Genomic DNA, 21545 nt, shown 5'->3' with positions numbered 1-21545 from the left:
GCACGGCAGGCACAGGCCCTCCCGGTGATGTTGGCGAGTCTCGACAACCCGTCTTTTACCGGGGCCTGTGCCTGCTTCGCTGCGTGACACGCCGCAATGACCGCGCCTATCCGCGGAATCTCTTAGTCGCCGAGGGCCTTGCGCACCTTCAGCGGGCTCGGATTCGTGTGTGGCACCCCGTCGATGACGACGGTAGGCACGGTCTCGTTGCCGTCGTTGACGCTGCGGACGTAGGCAGCAGCTTCGGGATCTTCCCAGATGTTGCGCCAGGTCGCGCGCTCCACACGGTCCCGCACGGCCATCTTGAGCGTCATGCAGAACGGGCACCCGGGCCGCCAGTAGATCACGACATTGTCAGCCATATCGCAATCGTCGCAGGCCCGGCCTCGCCTTCGTGGTCGGGGTGGTTGTCAGTGGACATCAGTACGATAAGGGCATGAAGGAAGCAGCGGGCGACCCGGTCACCGAGAGTCAGACGGCTCCCGAGTGGCTGGCTGCTGCGACCGCGCTGCTGGGGCGGGATCCGGAGACTTTGGTCATCGATACAGACCGGGCGCTGGAGGTGATCGGGTGGCTGTCCCGGTCGGTGTTCTCGCACGCGAAGACCGACCGGTCCCACCACGACAAGGCCGGGCTGCTCGACCAGATCCAGGCAGCGCAGGCGCTGATCAACACGGCCAGCGCGATCCAGCACGTGCGGGTGGCGCAGTACGCGGCGACCACCGAGACTCTCACCCTGCACCTCGGCGCCACCCCAGACACCACCCCAGACACCGGCCCGAACGCTGACGGTCCGGACGGTGCGGGGCCGCGGGAGTGCGCGCATGAACTGGGCCACGTGGGCGAGTTCGCCGATGTGGACCTGGCACCGGTGATGTGCTGGGGACCGATGCAGGCCACCCGCCGCATCGAGGAAGCCGTCGACGCCGTCACCAAAACCCCCCGGTTATTGGATGAGATGGGCGCCGGGCGCCTGGACACGACCCGGGTCGCGCAGGTCACCTGGGAACTGGCCGAAGCGCCCGATGTCACGTGCGCGCAGGTGGAGGACCTGCTCCTGGGCCGCGGGCTGTGCTCGTGGACCTCGCGGCAGGCCCGTAACCGGGCCCGCACCCTGGTCCGCCGGTGTGACCCGCCCGCGGCGAAGACTGCCCGGACGAAGCGCACCAAAGAGGAGATCGGGGTGTTTACCCGGCCCGGGCCGGAGAACGGGCTCACTGAGTGGACCGCGATCCTGCCCACCAAGGACGCGCTGCCCGCGTTTCAGGCCGTGGACGACCTGGCCCGGCAGCTGCACCAAGACTCCACGACCGGTAAGACGCTGGGTGAGTGCCGCGCGGACGCGCTGTGTGACCTGATCCTGGGCCACGCCGACGTGCAGACCATCGTCAACGTCCTGGTCCCGGTCAAGGCCGGCGCCGTCAACGACCCACCACCGGCCAGCGACGGCGGCACCGCCGGTGGATCCGCCGGCACCGCCGGCGGGCCGGCGAGTCCGGTCGAGCAGGTGCTGTCCGACCTGCTGGCCGACTACAACTGGGACGCCGCCCTGCGAGACCTGATCATCGACCTCGACCACCACCACCCTGACGACGACTGCTCTGGCGCAGACAGCACCGACACCACGAGCAGCAGCGGCGCTGCGTGCTCATCGGGCGCACCGCCACCCGACGAAGACCCCCACCGACCAGCCGAACCAGATCCACCCGAACCAGATCCACCCGAGGCAGGCCCGCCCGACCAACCACCGCCGCCACCTTGTGGGCACCGACCGTTGTGCCTACCCGATGTGGAGATCCCCGGGATCGGGGTGATCCCCGCCGAAGCCGTCCAAGAGATGATCCGCACCCTGGGCACCACCGTGACCCGGGCCCTGGTCGACTGGCACACCGGCACCATCCTGGAGACCGGGGCGACCACCTACCGGCCGACCGCGGCGATCCGCCGCCACGTGATGCTGCGAGACCAACACTGCCGGTTCCCCGGCTGCGAGAGGCCCGCAAAGTTCTGCGACGTCGACCACGTGATCCCCTGGCCACAAGGACCCACGCAGCCCGCGAACCTGCAATGTTTGTGCCGGCACCATCACCGCGCCAAGCACGAAACCCGCTGGCAAGTCACCATGACCCCCGACGGCACCAGCACCTGGGTCAGTCCCTCCGGCCGCGAATACACCACCCACCCCGGCACCCTCGACGTCACCGCCGACCTGCACGTCACCGCTGGGGCACCCGTCGAGTCGGACAGCCACGACGCCGACGGCGCGGGACAGCACCCGGCACCAACCGACTAGAACCCCTTACGCACGTGATGCCGGCGTGTCTCGTGCCGGCGAGTCTCGTGCCGCAGGGCGAGCCCTCCCGCGTAACTCATTTGAGTACCAACACAAAAACGCCACTGCAGGCCTGCAGCACCGCACTCATGTCGGCTTGGCACTGGCTGTTCGCCGCTCGTCGGGCATCTACCGTTCGCCCACGAGGTCGGCGGTGAGGTCGAGGTGGCCCCTGTGCTGGGCCAGCTCCTCATAGATGTGCATCAGCACCGCTCCCTGCGTCGGGTATCTGCCCTTGTCGCGTTCACGAATAGGCCCATTGGGCGGCGCGGCACCGTCGAACCCACGCAAGTCCCGGCTGAGCTGAGCTCCGTGCTCCCGCATACGCACGGCGAGGTCCTGCACCTCACCGGTCGCAACGAACTCGGCGTCGCGATCGCGCTCGATGTCACGCGCCGCCAACACCTGGCCACCCCAATACTCCATGACCCCACAGCAGTGCGTGCCGATGGCGTATGCCGAGTTGGCGCCCGGCAGGTTCGGCCGACGGTTCACGAGGTCGTCACCGAGCGACTCCAGCGTCGTGATCATGCCCTCCATCGCGTGGTCGATAAAGTTCAGCACGTCGAGCACCTGCACCTGACCGGTCATGACACTGCCTCCGGTCCGTGTGCGAGCAGCTCGGTGAATCCGTCCTCGTCCAGGATCGACACCCCGAGCTCCTCGGCCTTGGTCCGCTTGGAGCCCGCATTTGCTCCGGCGACAACGAAGTCGGTCTTCTTGCTGACCGATCCGGAGGCCTTGCCGCCCCGGCTGATGATTGCTTCCTTCGACTGGTCTCGCGAGTAGCCGTCCAACGACCCGGTGACCACTATCGTCAGCCCCTGCAGAGTGCGCTCGATCGACTCGTCGCGCTCGTCGGCCATCCGGACCCCGTCCTGCGCCCAGCTCTCCACGATGTGCCGGTGCCAGTCGACGGTGAACCACTCCTTAACTGCCTCGGCGATGGTCGGACCGACCCCTTCGGTGGCAGCGATCTGGTCGACCTCTGCCTCCCGCAGCGCCGCAACGGATCCGAACTCCGTAGCGAGCGCCCGCGCCGCGGTGGGGCCGACGTGCCGGATCGACAGGCCCACGAGCACTCGCCACAGCGGCTGCTCCTTGGCATGGTCCAGGTTGTCCAGCAGTCGGCGTCCGTTCGCCGAGAGGACCTTGCCGTCCACGATGTCCTCGACCGGATCGGACTTCTTGGCCGATCTGGTGAAGATCGGCACCTTCACCAGATCGTCGCGGGTGAGGCGAAAGAGCGTCGACTCGTCAGCCAGCACACCGCTGTCGAGCAGTGCAACGGCTCCCTCCCAGCCCAGCACCTCGATGTCGAAGGCACCGCGCCCGGCGAGGCTGGACAACCGCTCGCGCAGCTGCGATGGGCAGTGGCGGGTGTTCGGGCAGCGGATGTCCTTGTCACCCTCCCGCTCGTAGGCCAGCTCGGTGCCGCATGCAGGGCAGTGTGTCGGCATCTCGAACGCCCGCTCGCTGCCATCGCGCAGCTCGGCCACCGGCCCGACAATCTCCGGGATCACGTCACCGGCCTTGCGCAGCACGACGGTGTCCCCGATCAGCACACCCTTGCGCTTCACCTCGAATGCGTTGTGCAGAGTAGCCATCTCGACGGTGGAGCCGGCGACCTTCGCCGGCTGCATGACTCCGAAGGGAGTCACCCGCCCAGTGCGCCCGACGTTGACCTGGATGTCGAGCAGCTTGGTGTTGACCTCCTCCGGCGGGTACTTGAAGGCGATGGCCCACCGCGGCGCCCGCGAGGTGGACCCGAGCACCCGCTGCACACTGACCTCGTCGACCTTGACAACCACTCCGTCGAGCTCGTGCTCGACCGAGTGGCGTTCCTTGCCGAACTTCTCGACATAGCGCTGCACCTTCGCCATCGAGTCGACGACCTTGTAGTGCGTCGACACCGGCAGGCCCCAGGCACACAGCACGTCATACGCCTGGCTCTGCCGGCTCACCTCGAACCCCTCATGGCTGCCGATGCCGTGGACCAGCATGTGCAGGGGGCGGCTCGCAGTCACCCGCGGGTTCTTCTGCCGCAGAGAACCCGCAGCCGCATTGCGCGGATTCGCGAAGGGCGACTTGCCCTGCTCGACCAGCTGCGCGTTGAGCTGTTCGAACGCCTCGACCGGGAAGAAGACCTCACCACGGATCTCGACCTGATCGGGCACCGGGTGATCGCCGGGGTGCAGCACGTGTGGGATGCCTTCGATGGTGCGCACGTTCATCGTGACGTCCTCGCCGACACGGCCGTCCCCACGGGTGGCCGCACGGGTCAGGCGGCCCTTCTCGTAGAGGAGGTTGATTGCCAGCCCGTCGATCTTCAGCTCGCACAGGTAGTGCACGCTCGCCCCGCCGGCCTCCCGCTCAACCCGCGCCGCCCAGGCGACGAGCTCCTCCTGGCTGAAAGCATTGTCCAGACTGAGCATCCGCTCCACATGCTCGACGGCGGCGAAGTCGGTGTTGTACGCCATGGCGCCCACCTGCTGGGTCGGACTGTCCGGCGACCGCAGCGCCGGATGGTCGTCCTCCAGGGCCCGTAGTCGCCCGATCAGGGCGTCGTACTCCCCGTCACTGATCGTTGGTGCGTCCTTGACGTGGTAGGCGAACTGATGATCGCGTGCCTGCTCGGCGAGATCGGCCCACTCGTGTCGTGCGTCGTCTGGAATGTCGCTGTCACTCACAGCCCTCATCCTGCCCTACAGGTGCGACATCCCGTCGGCTGCTTCGCCGAGCATCTGCGCGGCGTCGACGGTGAGCCGGGTGACGTGGGTGGCCCCGTCGGGCGTGCGTGCCGACAGTCCGCAGGCCGGTGTCACGATCGCGGGCAGCAGCGCGGACGGCTCCAGGCCGATGCGGTGGCCGACCTCGAGAAACGGCGTCACGTGCTCTCTCGGATGTCGCGCGGCGGAGTCGGTCGGCACCATCCCGAACCAGAACGGCCTGTGCAGGTCGTCGACTGGATCGGCAGAGTCCAGTTGCTCGGCGATCTGCTCCCACTGCGCGGTCTGCAGCAAGGCGGTGTCCAGTCCCACTGCGAGGTGCGGCACCTGTCGCAGTAGCGCCAGCGGGACGTCGGCCGAGCAGCTGTGCAGGACGACCGGTGTGCCTTGCGCGACAACGGGTTCCACCACGCGTGTCAGCAGCTCCCGGACCGTCTCCGACTCGAGTGCACGGAGCCGACCGAATCCCGAGTCGGTCGGCAGCGCACCGGCCAGGACCGCCGTCAGTCCCGGCTCGTCCAGCTGCAGCACGATCTGGGCGCCGGGCACCATTCGCGCGCAGTCGGCAACGTGTGCCGGCGCCGTCTCTGCCAGCGACTGCACGATGTCGCGCACGGCGCCCGGGTCCGACACCGCTCGTTCGCCACGCGGCAGTCGGATCGCCGCCGCGAGAGTCATCGGCCCGGCCAGCTGCACCTTGAGCGGCCCGGCATACCCGTCGTACGCCTCCGCCAGCTCGTCGAGATCGGTGCTCAGATAGCCGCGCCCGCGCCGGGCGTCCCTGCCCGGCGCGTCGGTCAGCCGCCACCCCGACGGTTGCAGGTCGACTGCCAGGCCGGACAGCCGCGCCGCCGTGCGACCGACGAGGTCCGACCCTGGGCCGCGGCCCGGCAGCTCGGGCAGGTAGGGCAGATGGTCACCGGCAAGAATGTCCCGCACGCGGTGGTTCGCGGCTCGAGCATCTTCGCCCGGCCAGGACCCGACCCCGGTGGCCCGAATCGACGACGTGGTCACAGATCAGCGAATCGACGAGATCGACTTGTGCCTGAGGTTTCGCATCGTCCCGGTGACCGTGCCGCTGTTGACCTGCACGAAGCAGACGGTGAGGCGGTGCCCCTTGTCCCACGGGCCCTGACCCGAGCTGTTCTGCGCAAAGCTGATGTCGTCCCGCGTCACGCCACCGACGTAGGCCTTGTCCTTGGCCTCACACGTGTTGAGCGACGTCTGGTTGATCGAGGCCGCGCCCGGGAACTTGTCGCCCCACTTGCCCATGATGAATCCGTAGGTTGCCTCGGACACGTGCGGCCCCGTGCACGAGACGAGCTTGACGTTCGCCGAGGAGCTCGCCTTTCCGTCCAGGCACATCCGATACGCGAAGAAGCCGTTGCCCCTCAGCGCGCCCTTGAGGCTGCTGGTGCGAGCCACGACCCCGCTGTCGTCGGCCTTCTGCTGGGAGGCCACGCACACGATCTGGCGGCTGTTGTCCGGATCGGCCGCCACCGGCAGTGGCGCCCCGAGCAGCAGACTGCCGTAGGCCGGGCCGTCGAGGTACTCGCCGACCTTTTCGTCGCAGACCGAGCTGCGGTAGGCGGCGCGCTTGACCAGGTCGCCGGCGTACTTCGAGTCCTTGACGACACTGGCGACCTCATAGAAGTGCGGACCGTCGCAGGGCACGTCCGTCCACGACGGCTGGTCGTTGAGGCACTGGCCCGCCTTGAAGCTCACCGCCGTGCTGGTCGGACTCGGAGAACTGCTCGGCGACGTGCTGGAGGCGCTCGGCGAACCGGGGGCGCCGCCGGATGACGGCTGCGCGGACGGGCCGCTCGCGGCGCCCACCGTGGGCCCGCCTCCGCTGCCACAGCCCGCCACGAGCAGCAGGCTTGCCAGACTGGTGCCCACGGTCAGGACGGTCTTGCTCTTCATCATGGTTTTCCTCACGGCTTCGCCCAGCTCCCTCGACGCTGGGCAACAGTACTTGGTCAGGCCCGGGTGCTGGAGGCCACCGTGGCCGACCCAATCACCCGCGTGCCGTCGTACAACACCACGGACTGGCCCGGCGCCACTCCCCTGGCTCGTCGGTCCAGCCGCACGACGACGGTGTCGCCCTCGGCGCGCGCGACGGCCGGAAACTCCTCACCATGGGCGCGCAGCTGCGCCCCGACGTGCACCTCGCCCTGCGGGCGCGGACCGCACCAGCGCAGGTGGTCTCCCTCGATCACGTCCACTCCGAGCAGATCCTCGGTGCCGACGACCACGGTGCTCGACTTCGGCTGGACGTCCACGACATACCGCTTCGCGCCGTCCGAGCGAGGCACCTTCAGACCGAGACCCCGTCGCTGGCCGACGGTGTAGGCGAACGCTCCGTCATGCTCGCCGACCACCTCGCCGTCGGTGTCCACAATAGGCCCGGGCGCCTCCCCGAGCCGCCGCGTCAACCAGCCCTTGGTGTCGCCGTCCGCGATGAAGCAGATGTCGTGGCTGTCCGGCTTCTTCGCCACGGAGAAGCCGCGTTCGGCGGCCTCCTGCCGGATCTGCGGCTTGGTCGTGTCCCCCAGTGGGAAGAAGGCGCGGGCCAGCTGCTCGGCGTCCAGGACGCCCAGCACATACGACTGGTCCTTGGCCATGTCGACGGCCCGGTGCAGCGTTCGGCCGGACTCATCGTCGACGATCTGGGCGTAGTGCCCGGTGGCCACGGCATCGAAGCCGAGGGCGACGGCCTTGTCGAGCAGGGCAGAGAACTTGATCCGCTCGTTGCATCGCAGGCACGGGTTGGGGGTCCGGCCGGCGGCATACTCCCGGATGAAGTCCTCGACGACGTCCTGCCGGAACCGCTGCGCCATGTCCCACACATAGAACGGGATGCCGATGCGATCGGCGACCCGCCGGGCGTCACCGGCGTCCTCGATGGTGCAGCAGCCCCGCGCCGACTCGCGCAGGGTTGCGGCGGACTGGGAGAGCGCGAGGTGCACGCCGACGACCTCGTGGCCGGACTCGACCATCCGCGCAGCGGCAACCGCCGAGTCCACCCCGCCGCTCATGGCAGCGACAACTCGCATCAGGAACCTCCTCGTGTCGTGTCGTGGGCCCGCTGGGCGCGTTCGACCGCGGCAGGCAGCGCCGCCAGAAATGCGGTGACGTCGGCGTCCGTCGAGGTGTGCCCCAGCGTCAGCCGGAGAGCACCGCGGGCGTCCTCCTCCGGCACGCCCATCGCCAGCAGGACGTGGCTCGGCTGCGGCACGCCGGCCTGGCACGCGGACCCGGTGGAGCACTCGACCCCGGCGGCATCCAGCAGATAGAGCAGGGAGTCGCCGTCGCACCCCGGCACCCGCAGGTGCACGTTGCCCGCCAGCCGGTGCGTCACGTCGCCCACCTGGTGCGGCCCGTTGACCCGGATGTCGAACCCCTGGTCGATGGCCCCCTGGATCATCTTGTCGCGCAGCACAACCAGGTGATCCTGCTCCGACTCGAGGTGCTCGGTCGCGTAGGTGGTGGCCACGGCGAGGCCACGGATGGCCGGCACGACGAGGGTTCCGCTGCGCAGTTGACGCTCCTGCCCACCGCCGTGGGTCAACGGCACCAGCGTCGCGTCCCGCCGGGTCAGCAGGGCACCCACTCCCAGTGGCGCGCCGAACTTGTGCCCGGTGAGCGAGAGCAGGTCGGCGCCCGACGCAGCGAAGTCCACCGGGAGCTGGCCGATGGCCTGCACCGCGTCGGTGTGGAACGGTATGCCGTGCTCGTGCGCCACCTGCGCGACCTCGTGCACCGGCTCGACGGTGCCGACCTCGTTGTTGGCCCACATCAGACTGACCAGCGCCACCGACTCCGGGTCCTCCTCGATCAGGTCGCGCACCTGCTGCGGGTCGGCTCGGCCCTGCTCGTCGACCGTGATCCAGCTGACCTGCGCCCCCTCATGGCGGACGAGGTACTCCACACAGTCGAGGACGGCGTGATGCTCGATCGCGCCGATGATCAGCCGGTCGCGGCGCCGATCCTCGGCCCGTCGTGCCCAGAAACTGCCCTTGACCGCCAGGTTGTCCGACTCGGTGCCACCGGAGGTGAAGATCACCTCGGACGGTCGCGCACCCAGCGCGTCGGCGATCTGCTCTCGGGACTCCTCGACGACCCGGCGGGCCGCCCGCCCGGTGGCGTGCAGCGAGGACGCGTTGCCCACCTGACCCAGCTGATGGGTCACCGCTTCCACGACGCACGGCAGCACCGGGCTCGTGGCAGCATGGTCGAGGTAGGTCGTCGCAGGCACCACCTGAGTTTACGGCCCCACCGAGTGCGCACCGACCCGGTGGGTTTGTCAGACTGTGCCGGGCAGCGAACCGGCAGGCCCCGGGGCACTGGTGACCGCCAACGAACCTCAACCACCTCAGGAGGACCCATGGTCACGGTTGCGAGGCGAGCGCTGGTAGGGGCGTCGCTGGGCGCTCTCGCGCTGACCGGGTGCCAGTCCGGATCGACGTCATCCACCTCGTCCGGGCCGAGTGCCGCTGCGGTCGCAGGCTGCGCGGGCGGGTCCGCACCGACGTTCACCGGCAAACCCACGGCCTACGACGCCCCCGCTCCCGTGGAGCCCGGCAAGTCCGTGTCCGCGCAGGTCGGCCAACCGGCGGTTACCGCCTACCCCTCCGGCCACAAGGGTGTCAAAATCGTCCAGATCCAGGTGGGCGCGCAGGTGCTCACCAATGGCGTGTTCGCCATCAGCCCGGGCTCCTTCCTGCTCGCGGACGCCAAGGGGCACCTGTGCCCGCAGCCCAAGGTCGACCCACTGCCGAAGTCCTTCCCCGCGCTGCAGGTCGACGAGTCCCATCCGGGCGCCGGCGGGGTGGCCTTCCTCGTGCCCGAGGGCGCCGACCTGTCCACGTTCTCCGTCTACTACACCAACTCGGCAGGTTCCGCGGTCGCCGCGGCCAAGTGGACCGCCAACGGCGGCACCCGCAACATTCCGGTCGGGCGCACCTGCGACGGGCCGAAGTCGACGTTCTCGCTCAAGGGCGTGAAGAACCAGTCCTTCGGCCGGGGGCAGACCATCGGCGACTCCACCATCTCACTGAAGCTCACCGCCTACGAGCCGACGCCTCGCACCCTCACCCCCAGTGCCAAGCAGCCCAACGACGTGCAGGGCGTCGCAGTGCACGTGCGCGGCGCCGCCCAGGGCGCACTGAGGTTCATGGGTCGTTCCCAGTTCCGGCTGATGGACTCATCGGGCATTCTGTGCCGCTACAACCCGCTCGGAAGCGATGGCGACACGTTGACCAGCACTCTGGTCAGCCCGGGCAAGACCCGCGACTTCACCCTGATCTTCTGGATCCCCCGGGGCGCCAAGGTGCCGGGCTGGAAGCTGCTCTATCTCGCCGACCCGTCGAAGCCGAAGGTCACCTTCTACTGGACGTCACCCGCACCCAGGAAGAAGTAGGCCGCCACCGAGCCTTGCACGTGGCGAGGGCCGGGGCGAATGCGCAGGGACCGTGGCGGGTCTGGCGGGAGTCCGGAGCTTGCGGAGGACGGATGGTAGGTCCCGGAGTGTTCGCCCCTGCCCGTTAGCACTGTGTACAAACCCAAGCGCCGCCAGCCCCGAGAGGGACCGGCGGCGTCTCGTGCGACGGGTCGTCAGCTCTTCTTGGCCTTGACGGCCTCGGTGGCCTGGGGCAGGACCTCGAACAGGTCGCCCACCACACCGAAGTCAACCAGCTCGAAGATCGGTGCCTCCTCGTCCTTGTTGACCGCAATGATGGTCTTGGAGGTCTGCATCCCGGCGCGGTGCTGGATCGCACCGGAGATGCCGCACGCGACATAGAGCTGGGGTGAGACCTGCTTACCGGTCTGACCGACCTGGTTCGCGTGCGGGTACCAACCGGCGTCGACCGCCGCACGGGACGCGCCCACTGCGGCACCCAGGATGTCGGCGAAGGCCTCGACCGGCGAGAAGTCACCCGCGGTGCCACGACCACCCGAGACCACCATCGCGGCCTCGGTCAGCTCCGGACGACCCGACTTGGCCTTCGGCTCCGACCCGGTGATCTTGGCGCTCTTCGCGCCATCCGAGACGGCCAGCTCGACCGGCACCACCGTCGCGCTCGCCTGGGCGGCCTGCGGCGGGCACGCGTTCGGCTTGAGCGTGATGATCGGGGCGCCCTTGGTCACGGTGGCCTGCACCGTGAACCCTCCGGCAAACGCCGACTGCGTGGTCTGCACGCCGCCGTCTGCGGCCTGCACATCGAGCGCGTCGGTGATCAGACCCGACTCGGTCTTGATCGACAGTCGCGCGGCGGCCTCCTTGTTGGTGGCGCTGGAGGGCAGCAGCACGGCGGCCGGAGCGGCCTGCTCCACGACCGCGGCCAACGCCTCGGCCAGGGGCGCCACCAGATAGTCGGTGACGTCCGCGTTGTCGATGACATAGACCTTCTCGGCGCCGAACTGCGCCAGCCGGGGACGCGCCGCGTCCACATTGGCGCCCACGAACACTGCCGACGGGGTGCCCAGCCGGCGCGCAACCGTCAACAGCTCCGCCGTGGTCTTCTTGACCTCACCATTCGTGTGGTCAACCAGGACGAGTACTTCAGCCATGGTGAATCTCCTTAGGTCTCAGGTCGATCAGACGAACTTCTGGGCGGCGAGGTATTCCGCGAGCTTGGTGCCACCGTCGCCCTCGTCGGTGACGATCTCGCCCTTCTCGCGCGGCGGCCGCTTGGCGAACGAGGTCACCTTGGTCCACGAACCCGCCAGGCCGACCCGTTCGGCGTCCACCCCCAGATCCGCAAGGGACCAGGTCTCCACCGGCTTCTTCTTCGCGGCCATGATGCCCTTGAAGGAGGGGTAACGCGGCTCGTTGATCTGGTCCGTCACCGAAACCAGCGCCGGCAGCGACGCCTCGATCGTGTCCGAGGCCACGTCGCTGTCGCGGCGACCCTTCACCGTCCCGCCCTCGACCTCCAGGGTTGAGACCTGCGTCACCTGCGGCAGTCCGAGGCGCTCGGCCAGCATCGCCGGCACCACGCTCATCGTGCCATCGGTGGAGGCCAGCCCGGCCAGCACCAGGTCGTACTCGCCGGACTTCTTGATCGCCTCGGCCAAAAGCAGCGAGGTCGCCGCGGCGTCCGACCCATGAATGGCGTCATCGCAGACGTGCACCCCCTTGTCCGCGCCCATCTGCAGCGACTTCTTCACCGCATCCGCAGCGGCCTCGGGGCCGACGGTCACCACGGTGACCTCGCCCTCCCCGGACTCCTTCAGCTTGAGCGCAGCCTCCACGGCATACTCATCAAGCTCGGAGAGCAGGCCATCGACGCCCTCACGGTCGGTGGTGTTGTCATCCTTGAATGTCCGGTCGCCCTGGGCGTCCGGCACATACTTGACACAGACGACGATATTCATAGGTCGCTCGTCCTCTTCTGTTGTTGCGGGTCGGATGGGCCAGTCGGCACGCCGACTGGGGTCATGCGGGTGCGCTCCGAGGAGCACGCGCCCAGGTTACCCGCCGGTATGTGCGGCGGTGAGACCCGGCCGAAGGTTACCTGCCTTCGAAGGCCGCCTTCCCGGGACCGTTCTTGATGAACGACTTCATCCCGATCTCGCGATCCCTGGTGGCAAACAGTCCGGCGAACTGCATCGACTCGATGGCCAGCCCGGTGTGCAGGTCCACCTCCAGGCCGCGATCGATCGCGGTCTTGGCGGCTCGAAGGGCGTATGCCGGACCATCGACGAACGGGGCCATCTTGGCCCGGGCGGCCTCGAGCACGTGGCCGGGCTCGGCGAGCTCGTCGACCAGACCGATCTCCAGCGCCTCCTGTGCGTCGACGAAGCGGCCGGTGAAGATGATGTCCTTGGCCTTGGCCGGCCCCACCAGACGCGCCAGACGCTGGGTGCCCCCGGCGCCCGGGATGATGCCGAGCAGGATCTCCGGCTGGCCGAGCTTCGCGTCGCTCGCCGCGATGCGGAAGTCGCAGGTCATGGCGAGTTCGCAGCCACCGCCGAGGGCGTACCCGGCGATCGCGGCGACGGTCGGCTTCGGGATGTTGCTGACGGCGGCGAAGCACTCCTGCAGGCGCGTCGCCCGGCCGACCATGTCGGTGTACCCGAGCGATTCCATCTCCTTGATGTCGGCACCCGCGGCGAAGACCCGCTCGCCGCCGTAGACGATCACGGCGGCGATCGAGTCATCCGCCCCGGCGTCGATGGCAGCCTGCGCCAGTCCCTCCTGGATGCCCTTGTCCAGCGGGTTCATCTTCGGACGGTCGATGCGGATGACTCCGACACCGTCCTGCGCCTCCAGGGAGACGTATTCGCCGTACTCACTCATTGGTCAGACCTGCGTGGGGTCGGCCGGCGAGCCCGGCTCGGGCGGTGCACTGTTGGCGGCGTGCGGACCGTCGCCGGTCACGGCCTGGTGCCACAGCTGGACCGCCTGCAGGACCATCTGCGTGGTCGACTGCAGCAGGCCGGTCAGGTCGTCGTGCTGGGCCACCAGGTGCTCGCCGGTCACGACCAGGGTGCCGTTGGCGATACCGGCCTTGATGATGTTCAGGCTGAGTGTGACGTCATTGGCGGCAAGCAGCTGCTTGGTCAGATCCTTCGGGATCTCGTCGGTGATCTGCCACTGACCGAAGACGCGCATCATGGCGGGCTCACCCTCCATGCAGCGTACGAACAGCTGCTGACCCTCGACCTTGAAGCCGACATCCCCATCGGCGTCGAGGTCTGGACGGTAGCCGTCGTCCTGCAGGGCATCGAGAACGCGGCCGCGCAACGGGTGCTCGTCCGCGGGCGGCGGGAAGTTGGGCAGTGATGTGGGATCTGTCATACGACGACCGTACTTCAGTCCCTACTCTTGCACCTATGCCCACCCAGCCACTCGCTGCCACCCCCGGCCATTACGACCTCCCGCCGGCGCTTGGTGCAACGCTCACCGACACCGGTACCGAGTTCGCCTGCTACGCCGGCCACGCCACTTCCGTGGCTCTGTGCCTCTTCGACACCGACGGGCGTGAGCAGCAGATCCCGCTGCACGAGCATGCGCACGGCGTCTGGGCCGGGCATGTCGACGGTGTCCGAGCGGGTCAGCGCTACGGTTTCCGGGCTGATGGGCCCTACTCGCCCGGCGAGGGCGACCGGCACAACCGGGCGAAGCTGCTGCTCGACCCCTACGCCCGCAGCATCGTCGGTGACGTGACCTGGCGCCCCGAGGTGTTCGGCCATGTCGTCGACGAGCGGCTCTCCGGCGACGGCGGGGTCAGAGACGATCGGGACAGCGCGGCATACGTGCCACGCAGCGTCGTCGTCTCGGACGGGTTCGACTGGGGCGAGGACCGCGCGCCGTGCACTCCGTGGACCGACACCGTCGTCTACGAGGCGCATGTGCGGGGTCTGACGATGCAGCACCCGGACCTTCCCGTGCGCCTGCGCGGAACGTATGCCGGGGTGGCCCACCCCGCGACGATCGCCCACCTGACGCGGCTCGGCGTCACCGCGATCGAGCTGCTTCCGGTCCACGCCTTCACCTCGGAGCCACGGCTGATCCAGAACGGGCTGACCAACTACTGGGGCTACAACACGATGGGGTTCTTCGCGCCGCACGCGGCGTACGCCTCCACCGACGAGCCCCTCGAGGTGATCAACGAGTTCAAGGGCATGGTCAAGCTGCTGCACGCCGCCGGGATCGAGGTCATCCTGGACGTGGTCTACAACCACACCTGCGAGCAGTCCGCCGCGGCAGGGGCAACCCTGTCCTGGCGGGGACTGGACAATGCGGCGTACTACCGCCTGGACGAGCGCGGCTGCGACGTCGACGTCACCGGGTGCGGCAACACCGTCGACATGCGCGATCCCGTCAGCGTGCGGCTGGTGCTGGACTCCCTGCGCTACTGGGCGCAGGAGATGCACGTCGACGGCTTCCGGTTCGACCTCGCAGTGGCCCTCGCCCGCGGACTGGACGACAGCTTCCACCCCGACCACCCCTTCCTCGTGGCGATGCGCGCCGATCCGGTGCTGTCCTCGCGCAAGCTGATCGCCGAGCCGTGGGACATCGGGTCCCACGGGTGGCGAACCGGCCAGTTCCCCCCGCCGATGGCCGAGTGGAACGACCGTTTCCGCGACACCGTGCGCACCTTCTGGCTGCCGGACGTCGCGGCGGACCTCGCCGGTCACCCAGGGCATGGACTGAGCGATCTGGGCACCCGAATCGCCGGCTCGCAGGACCTCTTCGGCGGTTCGAACCGGCCCCGCATGTCACCGATGTCGTCGGTCAGCATGGTCACGGCCCATGACGGCTTCACCGCCGCCGACCTCACCGCATACAACCAGAAGCACAACGAGGGCAACCTGGAGCACAACGCCGACGGCGGCAACGACAACCACTCGTGGAACTTCGGTGTGGAGGGGCAGGACGGCGTCGACGACGAGACCCGCGCGCACCGGCGCCGCAGCATCCGCAACCTGCTCGCGTCACTGTTCACCTCGGCCGGTGTGCCGATGCTGCTGGGCGGCGACGAGCTGGGCCGGACGCAGCAGGGCAACAACAACGCCTACTGCCAGGACAATCCGATCAGCTGGCTCGACTGGGACCTGCAGGCCTGGCAGCGGGACCTGATCGACACGACCGCGTTCCTGACCTCCTTCCGCGCGGCGCACCCCGTGCTGCGCCAGCGGGCGTTCTTTCCGGGCAGCCCGATCGACGGCGACACGCTGGCGGCACTGCGCTGGCATGCCGCGGACGGCGCGCTGATGACCGCACAGGAGTGGAACGACGGGCGAAGCCGCACGGTGCAGGTCGTCTTCGACGGCGCCGACGTCGGCGATGGCCGGTTGCTGTTCGTGCTGCACGGCGGAGCCCATGACAGCCGCGTGCGGATGCCCGAGCAGGCCGGCGTGACCGCGTGGGACCTGGTCTGGGACAGCACCTGCGAGCGCCCCGACGAGGTGGCGAGCAAGCAGGTGTCGGTCGGCGATGACCTGGAGGTCAGCGCGGGGTCGTTCGTGATCCTGCTAGGAGTCTGACCGCTGCGCGGTGTGCCACAGCCACCACAGGCCGACCATGGGCAGCACGAGCGGCACGAAGCCGTAGCCCTGCCCGAACGTCGACCAGACGGTGCTGTCGGGGAAGGCCGCCGGGTCCAGGACGCTCCACAGCCCGACGGCCAGCACCCCGCACATCTCGGTGCTGATCGTCGCTCTGGCCAGCCGCACGGAGGTGTCGTCACCGCGGGCCAGCGCCACCGTGGCGACGATGTAGATCACCGCGGCGACGGCGGACAGCAGGTAGGCCAGCAGCCCCTGGTGATAGAACGCGCTGCCGGGGTGGAAGTACTCGATCAGCTGCAGGACCGACCTGCCGGTGGCGGCGAGCGCGAACAGCCCGTAGACGGCGATCAGCATTCGGCCGAAGCCGGTGCCGGTGCCTGCGGTGGTTGTCTTAGCCATTCCCGTTCCAAAGTTGTAGTAGGCGGGCCACCATGACCAGCAGGCCGAGCGTTGCCACCAGCAGCACGCCGGTCCCCCAGCGGGACTCACGCTCGGCAACGGCCCAGAAGCCAGCGACCGGCAGTACGAAGATCAACCCCACCAGGTAGGCGATGAACAGCGCCTTCGACATGTGACTGTCGGCGTTACCTGCCATCGCGATGCCGAAGATGAGCTGGATGACGATTGCGGCCTCGGCTGCGCCGGCGAGGTAGAGCATCGTGTTGTCGATCTGCCGACCGCGGACGGTGAGATAGATCGCATACAGCGCAAGGGCGGACAGCACCACCACGAGGGTGAAGGTCAGGGGGGCGAGCACCGCCACATCCTACGAACCGCCGCTACGGCGCCCGCGCTCGGCTCACGCGTTGGTGACCAGTCCCATCTCCGCGGCACTGGCCAGGCCGGGATGGCGGGGCAGCACGCGCACGGTGTAGCCGAACGCGCCGGTGCGGCTGATGGTGACGTCGCCGTCGAACCGGTGCCGGCCGTCCGGGAGGGACTCGCCGACCGTGAGCGGCTCGGTCGTCACGGCCGTCAGCTCATCGTCCTCGTTGACCCGGCCATGCACCACCTCGACCTGCACGTCATCGGCGCCCAGACCTCCCAACCAGACGAAGGCCCGCACGGTGATCCGATCGCCGACCTGCGGCGCATCGGTGACACCGCCGGCGTCCACATGCTCGACGCGGACCTCCTGGAAGGCGGCGCCGGCCCGCTCGCGGTAGGCCGCGAGGTCACGCGCCTGGGCGAAGTCGTCCGCCCGCATGGCCCGGCCGGCGTCCGCTGCCGGTGCGTACAGGCGCTCGGTGTAGTCCCGCACCATCCTGGTGGCCAGCACCTTCGGGCCGAGGGTCTGCAGCGTGTGCGTGACCATCCGCAGCCAGTGCTGGGGCAGGCCCTGCTCGTCGCGGTCGTAGAACCGCGCGGCGACGGACGTCTCGATGAGGTCGTACAACGCCGCGGACTCCAGGTCGTCCCGGCGCTCGACGTCCTCGACGCCGTCCGCTGTCGGGATGGCCCAACCATTCTCACCGTCGAACCACTCATCCCACCACCCGTCCAGGATCGAGAGGTTGAGCGCGCCGTTGAGCGCGGCCTTCATGCCCGAGGTGCCACATGCCTCGAAGGGGCGAAGCGGGTTGTTGAGCCACACGTCGCAGCCCGGGTAGAGCTGCTGCGCCATCTCGATGTCGTAGTTGGGCAGGAAGACGATCCGACGACGCAGGTCGGGGTCGTCGGCGAACTGCACCATCTGCTGTATGAGCTTCTTGCCGGTCTCGTCGGCCGGATGCGACTTGCCGGCCACGACGATCTGGACCGGCCGCTCCGGATCCAGCAGCAGCCGGCGCAGCCGCTCGGGGTCGCGCAGCATCAGCGTCAGACGCTTGTAGGTCGGCACCCGACGGGCGAAGCCGATGGTCAGCACCTCGGGGTCCAGGACCTCGTTGACCCAGCCGAGCTCGGCACCGGCCGCTCCGCGACGCATCCAGGACTTACGCACGCGGCGTCGCACGTCGTGGACCAGCTGCTCACGCAGCTCCCGCTTCACCCGCCAGAGCTGCTCGGCCGGGATCGCCGGCACCCGCTCCCAGCCCTCCGCGTCGCGGACACTGTCCAGCCCCATGTACTCCTTGGCCATGTCGGTGACTCGGCGATCTATCCAGGTCGGGGCGTGCACACCGTTGGTGATGCTGGTGATCGGCACCTCGCTCTCGTCGAACCCGGGCCAGAGCTGACGAAACATCGTCCGGCTCACGGCTCCGTGCAGCTCGGAGACACCGTTGGACCGTTGCGCCAGGCGCAGCCCCATGACGGCCATGTTGAAGACGTTCGGGTCGCCGCCGTCGTAGTTCTCCGCACCCAGGGGAAGCACCCGGTCGACCGGCACACCCGGCAGCTCGCAGTCGTCGCCGAAGTGGGCGCGGATCTGGTCCACCCCGAACCGGTCGATGCCTGCAGGAACGGGCGTATGTGTGGTGAAGACGTTGCTCGCGCGGACCACCTGCATCGCCTGGTCGAGGTCCAGATCGTTCTGGGTGACGAGCTCACTGATGCGCTCGAGGCTCAGGAACCCGGCGTGCCCCTCGTTGCAGTGGTAGACCTCGGGGGCCGGGTCACCGGTCAGCTCCGACCACCGCCGCAGCGCCCGCACCCCGCCGATACCGAGCAGAACCTCCTGCTGCAGTCGCTGCTCCCCGGCACCGCCGTAGAGGCGGTGGGTCAGCTCCCGGCCGGCAGCGTCGTTCTCCTCCACGTCCGAGTCCAGCAACAGCAGCGGGACACGGCCGACCTGCGCCCGCCAGATCTGCGCGCAGAGCTCGCGGCCGGGCAGTGCCAGCCTGATCTTGACAGGAGCATCCGCGGCGTCGCGCAGCAGCGACAACGGCAGGTCGTCGGCGTCCAGGATCGGGTAGCGCTCCTGCTGCCAGCCCTCGGCCGACAGCCCCTGCTTGAAGTAGCCGGTTTGATAGAAGAGTCCAATGCCGACGATCGGCACGCCGAGGTCGCTGGCCGACTTCAGGTGGTCGCCGGCCAGGATCCCCAGTCCGCCGGAATACTGCGGGAGAACGTGCGTGATGCCGAACTCGGCACTGAAGTACGCGATCGCGGCGGGACACTCCTGCCTCTGGCGCAGCCCCTCATACCAGCCCGGCGCCGTGAGGTAGCGCTGCAGACTGGCGCTCGCCTCGGCGACGCGGGCAACGAACGCCTCGTCGGACGCGAGGGCTTGCAGCTCGTCCGAGGACAGGGACGCGAGCAGCGCCACGGGATCTTGATGCAGCGCCCGCCAACGACCTGGGTTGATGTCCTGGAACAGGTCGCGGGTCCGTGGATGCCACGACCAGCGCAGATTGGTCGCGAGCTCACCGAGCGGCACCAGCGGCTCCGGTAGGACGGTGCGGACGTGGAAACGTCGGATGGCCTTCACGTAGTGAATCGTAGAGGGCAAATTTCCGTTCACGCCGTAGTTCTCCACCTGCCGGACCTTGTAGCGTCATGCCCGTGACTGTTTCCGCTGGCCATCAGCTCAGGTCGACCGCCCGTCCGATCGGCCGTATCCCGGTGCAGGACGTCCATCCGGCGGTGGACGGCGGCGCGCTGCCGACCACGTCCGTCGTCGGTGAGGAGCTGCAGATCTCCGCGACGGTGTTCCGCGAGGGACATGATGCGGTCAACGCCACGGTGGTCGTGACCGACCCGGACGACGTCGTGCATCACACCCCGATGACCCTGATCAACCCCGGCCTGGACCTGTGGACGGCGCAGGTGAGCGCCGACCATACCGGCACCTGGGCCTACCGGGTCGAGGGATGGTCCGACCCCTACGGCACGTGGCTGCATGACGCCGTGATCAAGATCGGCGCAGGTGTTGACGTCGAGCTGATGCTCGAGGAGGGTGCCCGCCTCCTGGACCGCGCCGTTCAGGAGGTGGACCAGGATCGCTCGTCCAAGGCTGCGCTCGGGCAGGCTGCCGCCAGGCTCCGCGACGCCACCCTCAACTCCGAGCAGCGGCTGAGCGCGGGGACCGCGCATGACATCGAGGCGCTGATGCGCACGAGCCCGCTGCGTGACTACGTGAGCGCGAGCCCGACCTACACCTGGCTGGTCGAGCGGAAACGGGCCCTGACGGGTGCGTGGTACGAGATCTTTCCCCGGTCCGAAGGAGCGCACTTCGACGACCGGTCCGGGCAGTGGGTGTCCGGCACGTTCCGGACCGCCATGCAGCGACTGCCGGCAATCGCCGACATGGGCTTCGACGTGGTGTATCTCACGCCGGTGCATCCGATCGGTGAGACGAATCGCAAGGGTCCCAACAACTCGCTGGAGGCCGGCCCGCACGACCCCGGCTCGCCCTACGCCATTGGCGGTGCCGACGGCGGCCACGACGCGATCCACCCGGACCTGGGCACCTGGGCAGACTTCGACGCGTTCGTGGCCCGTGCGCAGGAGCTCGGGCTCGAGGTCGCGCTCGACCTCGCGCTGCAGTGCTCGCCCGACCACCCGTGGGTCACGGAGCACCCCGAGTGGTTCACGACCCGGGCCGACGGCACCATCGCGTATGCGGAGAACCCGCCGAAGAAGTACCAGGACATCTATCCGGTCAACTTCGACAACGACCCGGCGGGGATCTATGCCGAGGTGCGCCGGGTCGTCCAGGTGTGGATCGACCACGGGATCCAGATCTTCCGGGTCGACAACCCGCATACGAAGCCGGTCGAGTTCTGGCAGTGGCTGATCGCCGACGTGTCCACCGACTACCCGGATGTCATCTGGCTCGCCGAGGCGTTCACCCGCCCCGCGATGATGCACACCCTCGGCAAGGTGGGGTTCCAGCAGTCGTACACCTACTTCGCGTGGCGCAGCTCCGCGACGGAGCTGCAGGAGTATGTCGAGGAGCTCGCCGGTGCGAGCTCGGTTTACATGCGACCGTCGTTCTGGCCGACCACACACGACATCCTGACGCCGTACATGCAGTACGGCGGGCCGACCGCCTGGAAGCTGCGCGCCGCGCTCGCCGCGACGCTGGTGCCGACCTACGGCATCTACGCCGGGTATGAGCTGGTCGAGCACGTCGCACGGCCGGGCGCGGAGGAGCAGCTCGACAACGAGAAGTACCAGTACCGCGACCGGCGCTGGCAGGACTACGCGCCAGGTGGCCCGAAGGAGGGACAGTCGCTGGCCCCCTTCCTCAAGCGGCTCAACAGCATCCGGCGGGATCACCCCAGCCTCTCGTGGCTGCGCAACATCACGTTCCACACCGTGGACGACCCGGAGCTGTTGGTTTTCTCGAAACGCCACGGTGATGACACCATCATCGTTGTGGCGAACTGTGACCCGCATACGACCCGAGCATCGACCATCCACCTCGACCTGGCAGCGCTCGGACTCGGTCCTGCCGGCACCTTCGTCGCCCACGACCTGGTCAGCGACTCCACCTGGCACTGGGGCGAGCACAACTACGTCCGCCTCGGCGTAGACAGCGAACCGGTCCACATCGTGCATGTCAGGAGGTTCTAATC

At 68.6% G+C, this 21545-nt stretch carries 18 protein-coding genes; 4 read left to right on the top strand and 14 right to left on the bottom strand.

Going from position 1 to position 21545, the window contains the following annotated elements:
- Positions 1 to 122: 122 nt before the first annotated feature.
- The gene (locus FGL98_RS10150; protein WP_146316642.1) at positions 123 to 362 is read right to left on the bottom strand and encodes a glutaredoxin domain-containing protein; all 240 of its coding nucleotides are present in this window, start codon (positions 360 to 362) and stop codon (positions 123 to 125) included.
- 74 nt (positions 363 to 436) lie between these two features.
- On the opposite strand from FGL98_RS10150, the gene FGL98_RS10145 reads away from it, so the two are divergent.
- Positions 437 to 2293, top strand: a complete 1857-nt coding sequence (locus FGL98_RS10145; protein ID WP_146316641.1) for an HNH endonuclease signature motif containing protein — start codon at positions 437 to 439, stop codon at positions 2291 to 2293.
- 168 nt (positions 2294 to 2461) lie between these two features.
- Here FGL98_RS10145 and FGL98_RS10140 read toward each other — a convergent pair whose 3' ends face one another.
- The 6 genes from FGL98_RS10140 to FGL98_RS10115 are packed head-to-tail and all read right to left on the bottom strand — an operon-like array spanning position 2462 to position 9319.
- Positions 2462 to 2923: a mycothiol transferase gene (locus FGL98_RS10140; protein WP_146316640.1), complete on the bottom strand. Its 462-nt coding sequence runs from the start codon at positions 2921 to 2923 to the stop codon at positions 2462 to 2464.
- On the bottom strand, positions 2920 to 5031 hold the full coding sequence (gene ligA / locus FGL98_RS10135; RefSeq protein ID WP_146316639.1) for an NAD-dependent DNA ligase LigA: 2112 nt from the start codon (positions 5029 to 5031) through the stop codon (positions 2920 to 2922). The genes FGL98_RS10140 and ligA overlap by 4 nt, the downstream gene beginning before the upstream one ends.
- A gap of 6 nt (positions 5032 to 5037) precedes the next feature.
- Positions 5038 to 6075, bottom strand: a complete 1038-nt coding sequence (locus FGL98_RS10130) for a uroporphyrinogen decarboxylase/cobalamine-independent methonine synthase family protein (protein WP_246136486.1) — start codon at positions 6073 to 6075, stop codon at positions 5038 to 5040.
- Positions 6076 to 6078: 3 nt separating this feature from the next.
- Positions 6079 to 6984 carry a septum formation family protein gene (locus FGL98_RS10125; protein WP_186526088.1) on the bottom strand — a complete coding sequence of 302 codons (906 nt, stop codon included), beginning with the start codon at positions 6982 to 6984 and terminating at the stop codon, positions 6079 to 6081.
- Positions 6985 to 7040: 56 nt separating this feature from the next.
- Positions 7041 to 8117: a tRNA 2-thiouridine(34) synthase MnmA gene (gene mnmA / locus FGL98_RS10120; protein WP_146316637.1), complete on the bottom strand. Its 1077-nt coding sequence runs from the start codon at positions 8115 to 8117 to the stop codon at positions 7041 to 7043.
- Positions 8117 to 9319 carry a cysteine desulfurase family protein gene (locus FGL98_RS10115; RefSeq protein ID WP_146316636.1) on the bottom strand — a complete coding sequence of 401 codons (1203 nt, stop codon included), beginning with the start codon at positions 9317 to 9319 and terminating at the stop codon, positions 8117 to 8119. The genes mnmA and FGL98_RS10115 overlap by 1 nt, the downstream gene beginning before the upstream one ends.
- Before the next feature lie 129 nt (positions 9320 to 9448).
- Between FGL98_RS10115 and FGL98_RS10110 the strand changes: the two genes are divergently transcribed.
- Positions 9449 to 10483: a hypothetical protein gene (locus FGL98_RS10110; protein WP_146316635.1), complete on the top strand. Its 1035-nt coding sequence runs from the start codon at positions 9449 to 9451 to the stop codon at positions 10481 to 10483.
- A gap of 194 nt (positions 10484 to 10677) precedes the next feature.
- Here the strand turns inward: FGL98_RS10110 and FGL98_RS10105 are convergent, their stop codons facing one another.
- From FGL98_RS10105 to FGL98_RS10090, 4 genes are all read right to left on the bottom strand, one after another.
- A complete protein-coding gene (locus tag FGL98_RS10105; RefSeq protein WP_146316634.1) occupies positions 10678 to 11634 on the bottom strand; it encodes an electron transfer flavoprotein subunit alpha/FixB family protein in 957 nt (318 codons plus the stop codon).
- Positions 11635 to 11661: 27 nt separating this feature from the next.
- Positions 11662 to 12441, bottom strand: a complete 780-nt coding sequence (locus FGL98_RS10100; RefSeq protein WP_146316633.1) for an electron transfer flavoprotein subunit beta/FixA family protein — start codon at positions 12439 to 12441, stop codon at positions 11662 to 11664.
- A gap of 136 nt (positions 12442 to 12577) precedes the next feature.
- Positions 12578 to 13366: an enoyl-CoA hydratase/isomerase family protein gene (locus FGL98_RS10095; RefSeq protein ID WP_146316632.1), complete on the bottom strand. Its 789-nt coding sequence runs from the start codon at positions 13364 to 13366 to the stop codon at positions 12578 to 12580.
- Between the two features lie 3 nt (positions 13367 to 13369).
- Complete coding sequence (locus FGL98_RS10090; protein ID WP_246136485.1) at positions 13370 to 13867, bottom strand: hypothetical protein; 498 nt, start codon at positions 13865 to 13867, stop codon at positions 13370 to 13372.
- A gap of 35 nt (positions 13868 to 13902) precedes the next feature.
- Here FGL98_RS10090 and glgX point away from each other — a divergent pair, with 35 nt between their 5' ends.
- Entirely contained in the window at positions 13903 to 16059 is a 2157-nt protein-coding gene (gene glgX, locus FGL98_RS10085) for a glycogen debranching protein GlgX (RefSeq protein WP_146316631.1), read from the top strand.
- Here the strand turns inward: glgX and FGL98_RS10080 are convergent.
- The 3 genes from FGL98_RS10080 to glgP are packed head-to-tail and all read right to left on the bottom strand — an operon-like array spanning position 16048 to position 19453.
- A complete protein-coding gene (locus tag FGL98_RS10080) occupies positions 16048 to 16482 on the bottom strand; it encodes a hypothetical protein (protein ID WP_146316630.1) in 435 nt (144 codons plus the stop codon). The genes glgX and FGL98_RS10080 overlap by 12 nt on opposite strands.
- Positions 16475 to 16840, bottom strand: coding sequence for a hypothetical protein (locus FGL98_RS10075; RefSeq protein ID WP_146316629.1), 366 nt, complete (start codon positions 16838 to 16840; stop codon positions 16475 to 16477). Before FGL98_RS10075 ends, FGL98_RS10080 begins: the two co-directional genes overlap by 8 nt.
- A gap of 42 nt (positions 16841 to 16882) precedes the next feature.
- Entirely contained in the window at positions 16883 to 19453 is a 2571-nt protein-coding gene (gene glgP / locus FGL98_RS10070) for an alpha-glucan family phosphorylase (RefSeq protein WP_146316628.1), read from the bottom strand.
- A gap of 68 nt (positions 19454 to 19521) precedes the next feature.
- Here glgP and FGL98_RS10065 point away from each other — a divergent pair, with 68 nt between their 5' ends.
- A complete protein-coding gene (locus FGL98_RS10065) occupies positions 19522 to 21543 on the top strand; it encodes an alpha-1,4-glucan--maltose-1-phosphate maltosyltransferase (protein WP_146316627.1) in 2022 nt (673 codons plus the stop codon).
- Positions 21544 to 21545: the final 2 nt, after the last annotated feature.

Origin of the sequence: Leekyejoonella antrihumi, from assembly GCF_007845645.1 — a bacterium.
In the GTDB taxonomy this organism is placed as follows: domain Bacteria; phylum Actinomycetota; class Actinomycetes; order Actinomycetales; family Dermatophilaceae; genus Leekyejoonella; species Leekyejoonella antrihumi.
The sequence above is the reverse complement of the archived record's forward strand: the minus strand, read 5'-3'. Positions and strand labels throughout refer to the sequence as shown.

Excerpts from the sequence above, each read along its gene's own strand:
- FGL98_RS10110 (WP_146316635.1), top strand. The coding sequence starts at position 9,449 with ATGGTCACGGTTGCGAGGCGAGCGCTGGTAGGGGCGTCGCTGGGCGCT.
- FGL98_RS10150 (WP_146316642.1), bottom strand. The coding sequence starts at position 362 with ATGGCTGACAATGTCGTGATCTACTGGCGGCCCGGGTGCCCGTTCTGC.
- FGL98_RS10145 (WP_146316641.1), top strand. The coding sequence starts at position 437 with ATGAAGGAAGCAGCGGGCGACCCGGTCACCGAGAGTCAGACGGCTCCC.
- FGL98_RS10125 (WP_186526088.1), bottom strand. The coding sequence starts at position 6,984 with ATGAAGAGCAAGACCGTCCTGACCGTGGGCACCAGTCTGGCAAGCCTG.
- FGL98_RS10105 (WP_146316634.1), bottom strand. The coding sequence starts at position 11,634 with ATGGCTGAAGTACTCGTCCTGGTTGACCACACGAATGGTGAGGTCAAG.
- FGL98_RS10065 (WP_146316627.1), top strand. The coding sequence starts at position 19,522 with ATGCCCGTGACTGTTTCCGCTGGCCATCAGCTCAGGTCGACCGCCCGT.
- FGL98_RS10090 (WP_246136485.1), bottom strand. The coding sequence starts at position 13,867 with ATGACAGATCCCACATCACTGCCCAACTTCCCGCCGCCCGCGGACGAG.
- ligA (WP_146316639.1), bottom strand. The coding sequence starts at position 5,031 with ATGAGGGCTGTGAGTGACAGCGACATTCCAGACGACGCACGACACGAG.
- FGL98_RS10095 (WP_146316632.1), bottom strand. The coding sequence starts at position 13,366 with ATGAGTGAGTACGGCGAATACGTCTCCCTGGAGGCGCAGGACGGTGTC.
- FGL98_RS10140 (WP_146316640.1), bottom strand. The coding sequence starts at position 2,923 with ATGACCGGTCAGGTGCAGGTGCTCGACGTGCTGAACTTTATCGACCAC.
- FGL98_RS10100 (WP_146316633.1), bottom strand. The coding sequence starts at position 12,441 with ATGAATATCGTCGTCTGTGTCAAGTATGTGCCGGACGCCCAGGGCGAC.
- FGL98_RS10080 (WP_146316630.1), bottom strand. The coding sequence starts at position 16,482 with ATGGCTAAGACAACCACCGCAGGCACCGGCACCGGCTTCGGCCGAATG.
- glgX (WP_146316631.1), top strand. The coding sequence starts at position 13,903 with ATGCCCACCCAGCCACTCGCTGCCACCCCCGGCCATTACGACCTCCCG.
- mnmA (WP_146316637.1), bottom strand. The coding sequence starts at position 8,117 with ATGCGAGTTGTCGCTGCCATGAGCGGCGGGGTGGACTCGGCGGTTGCC.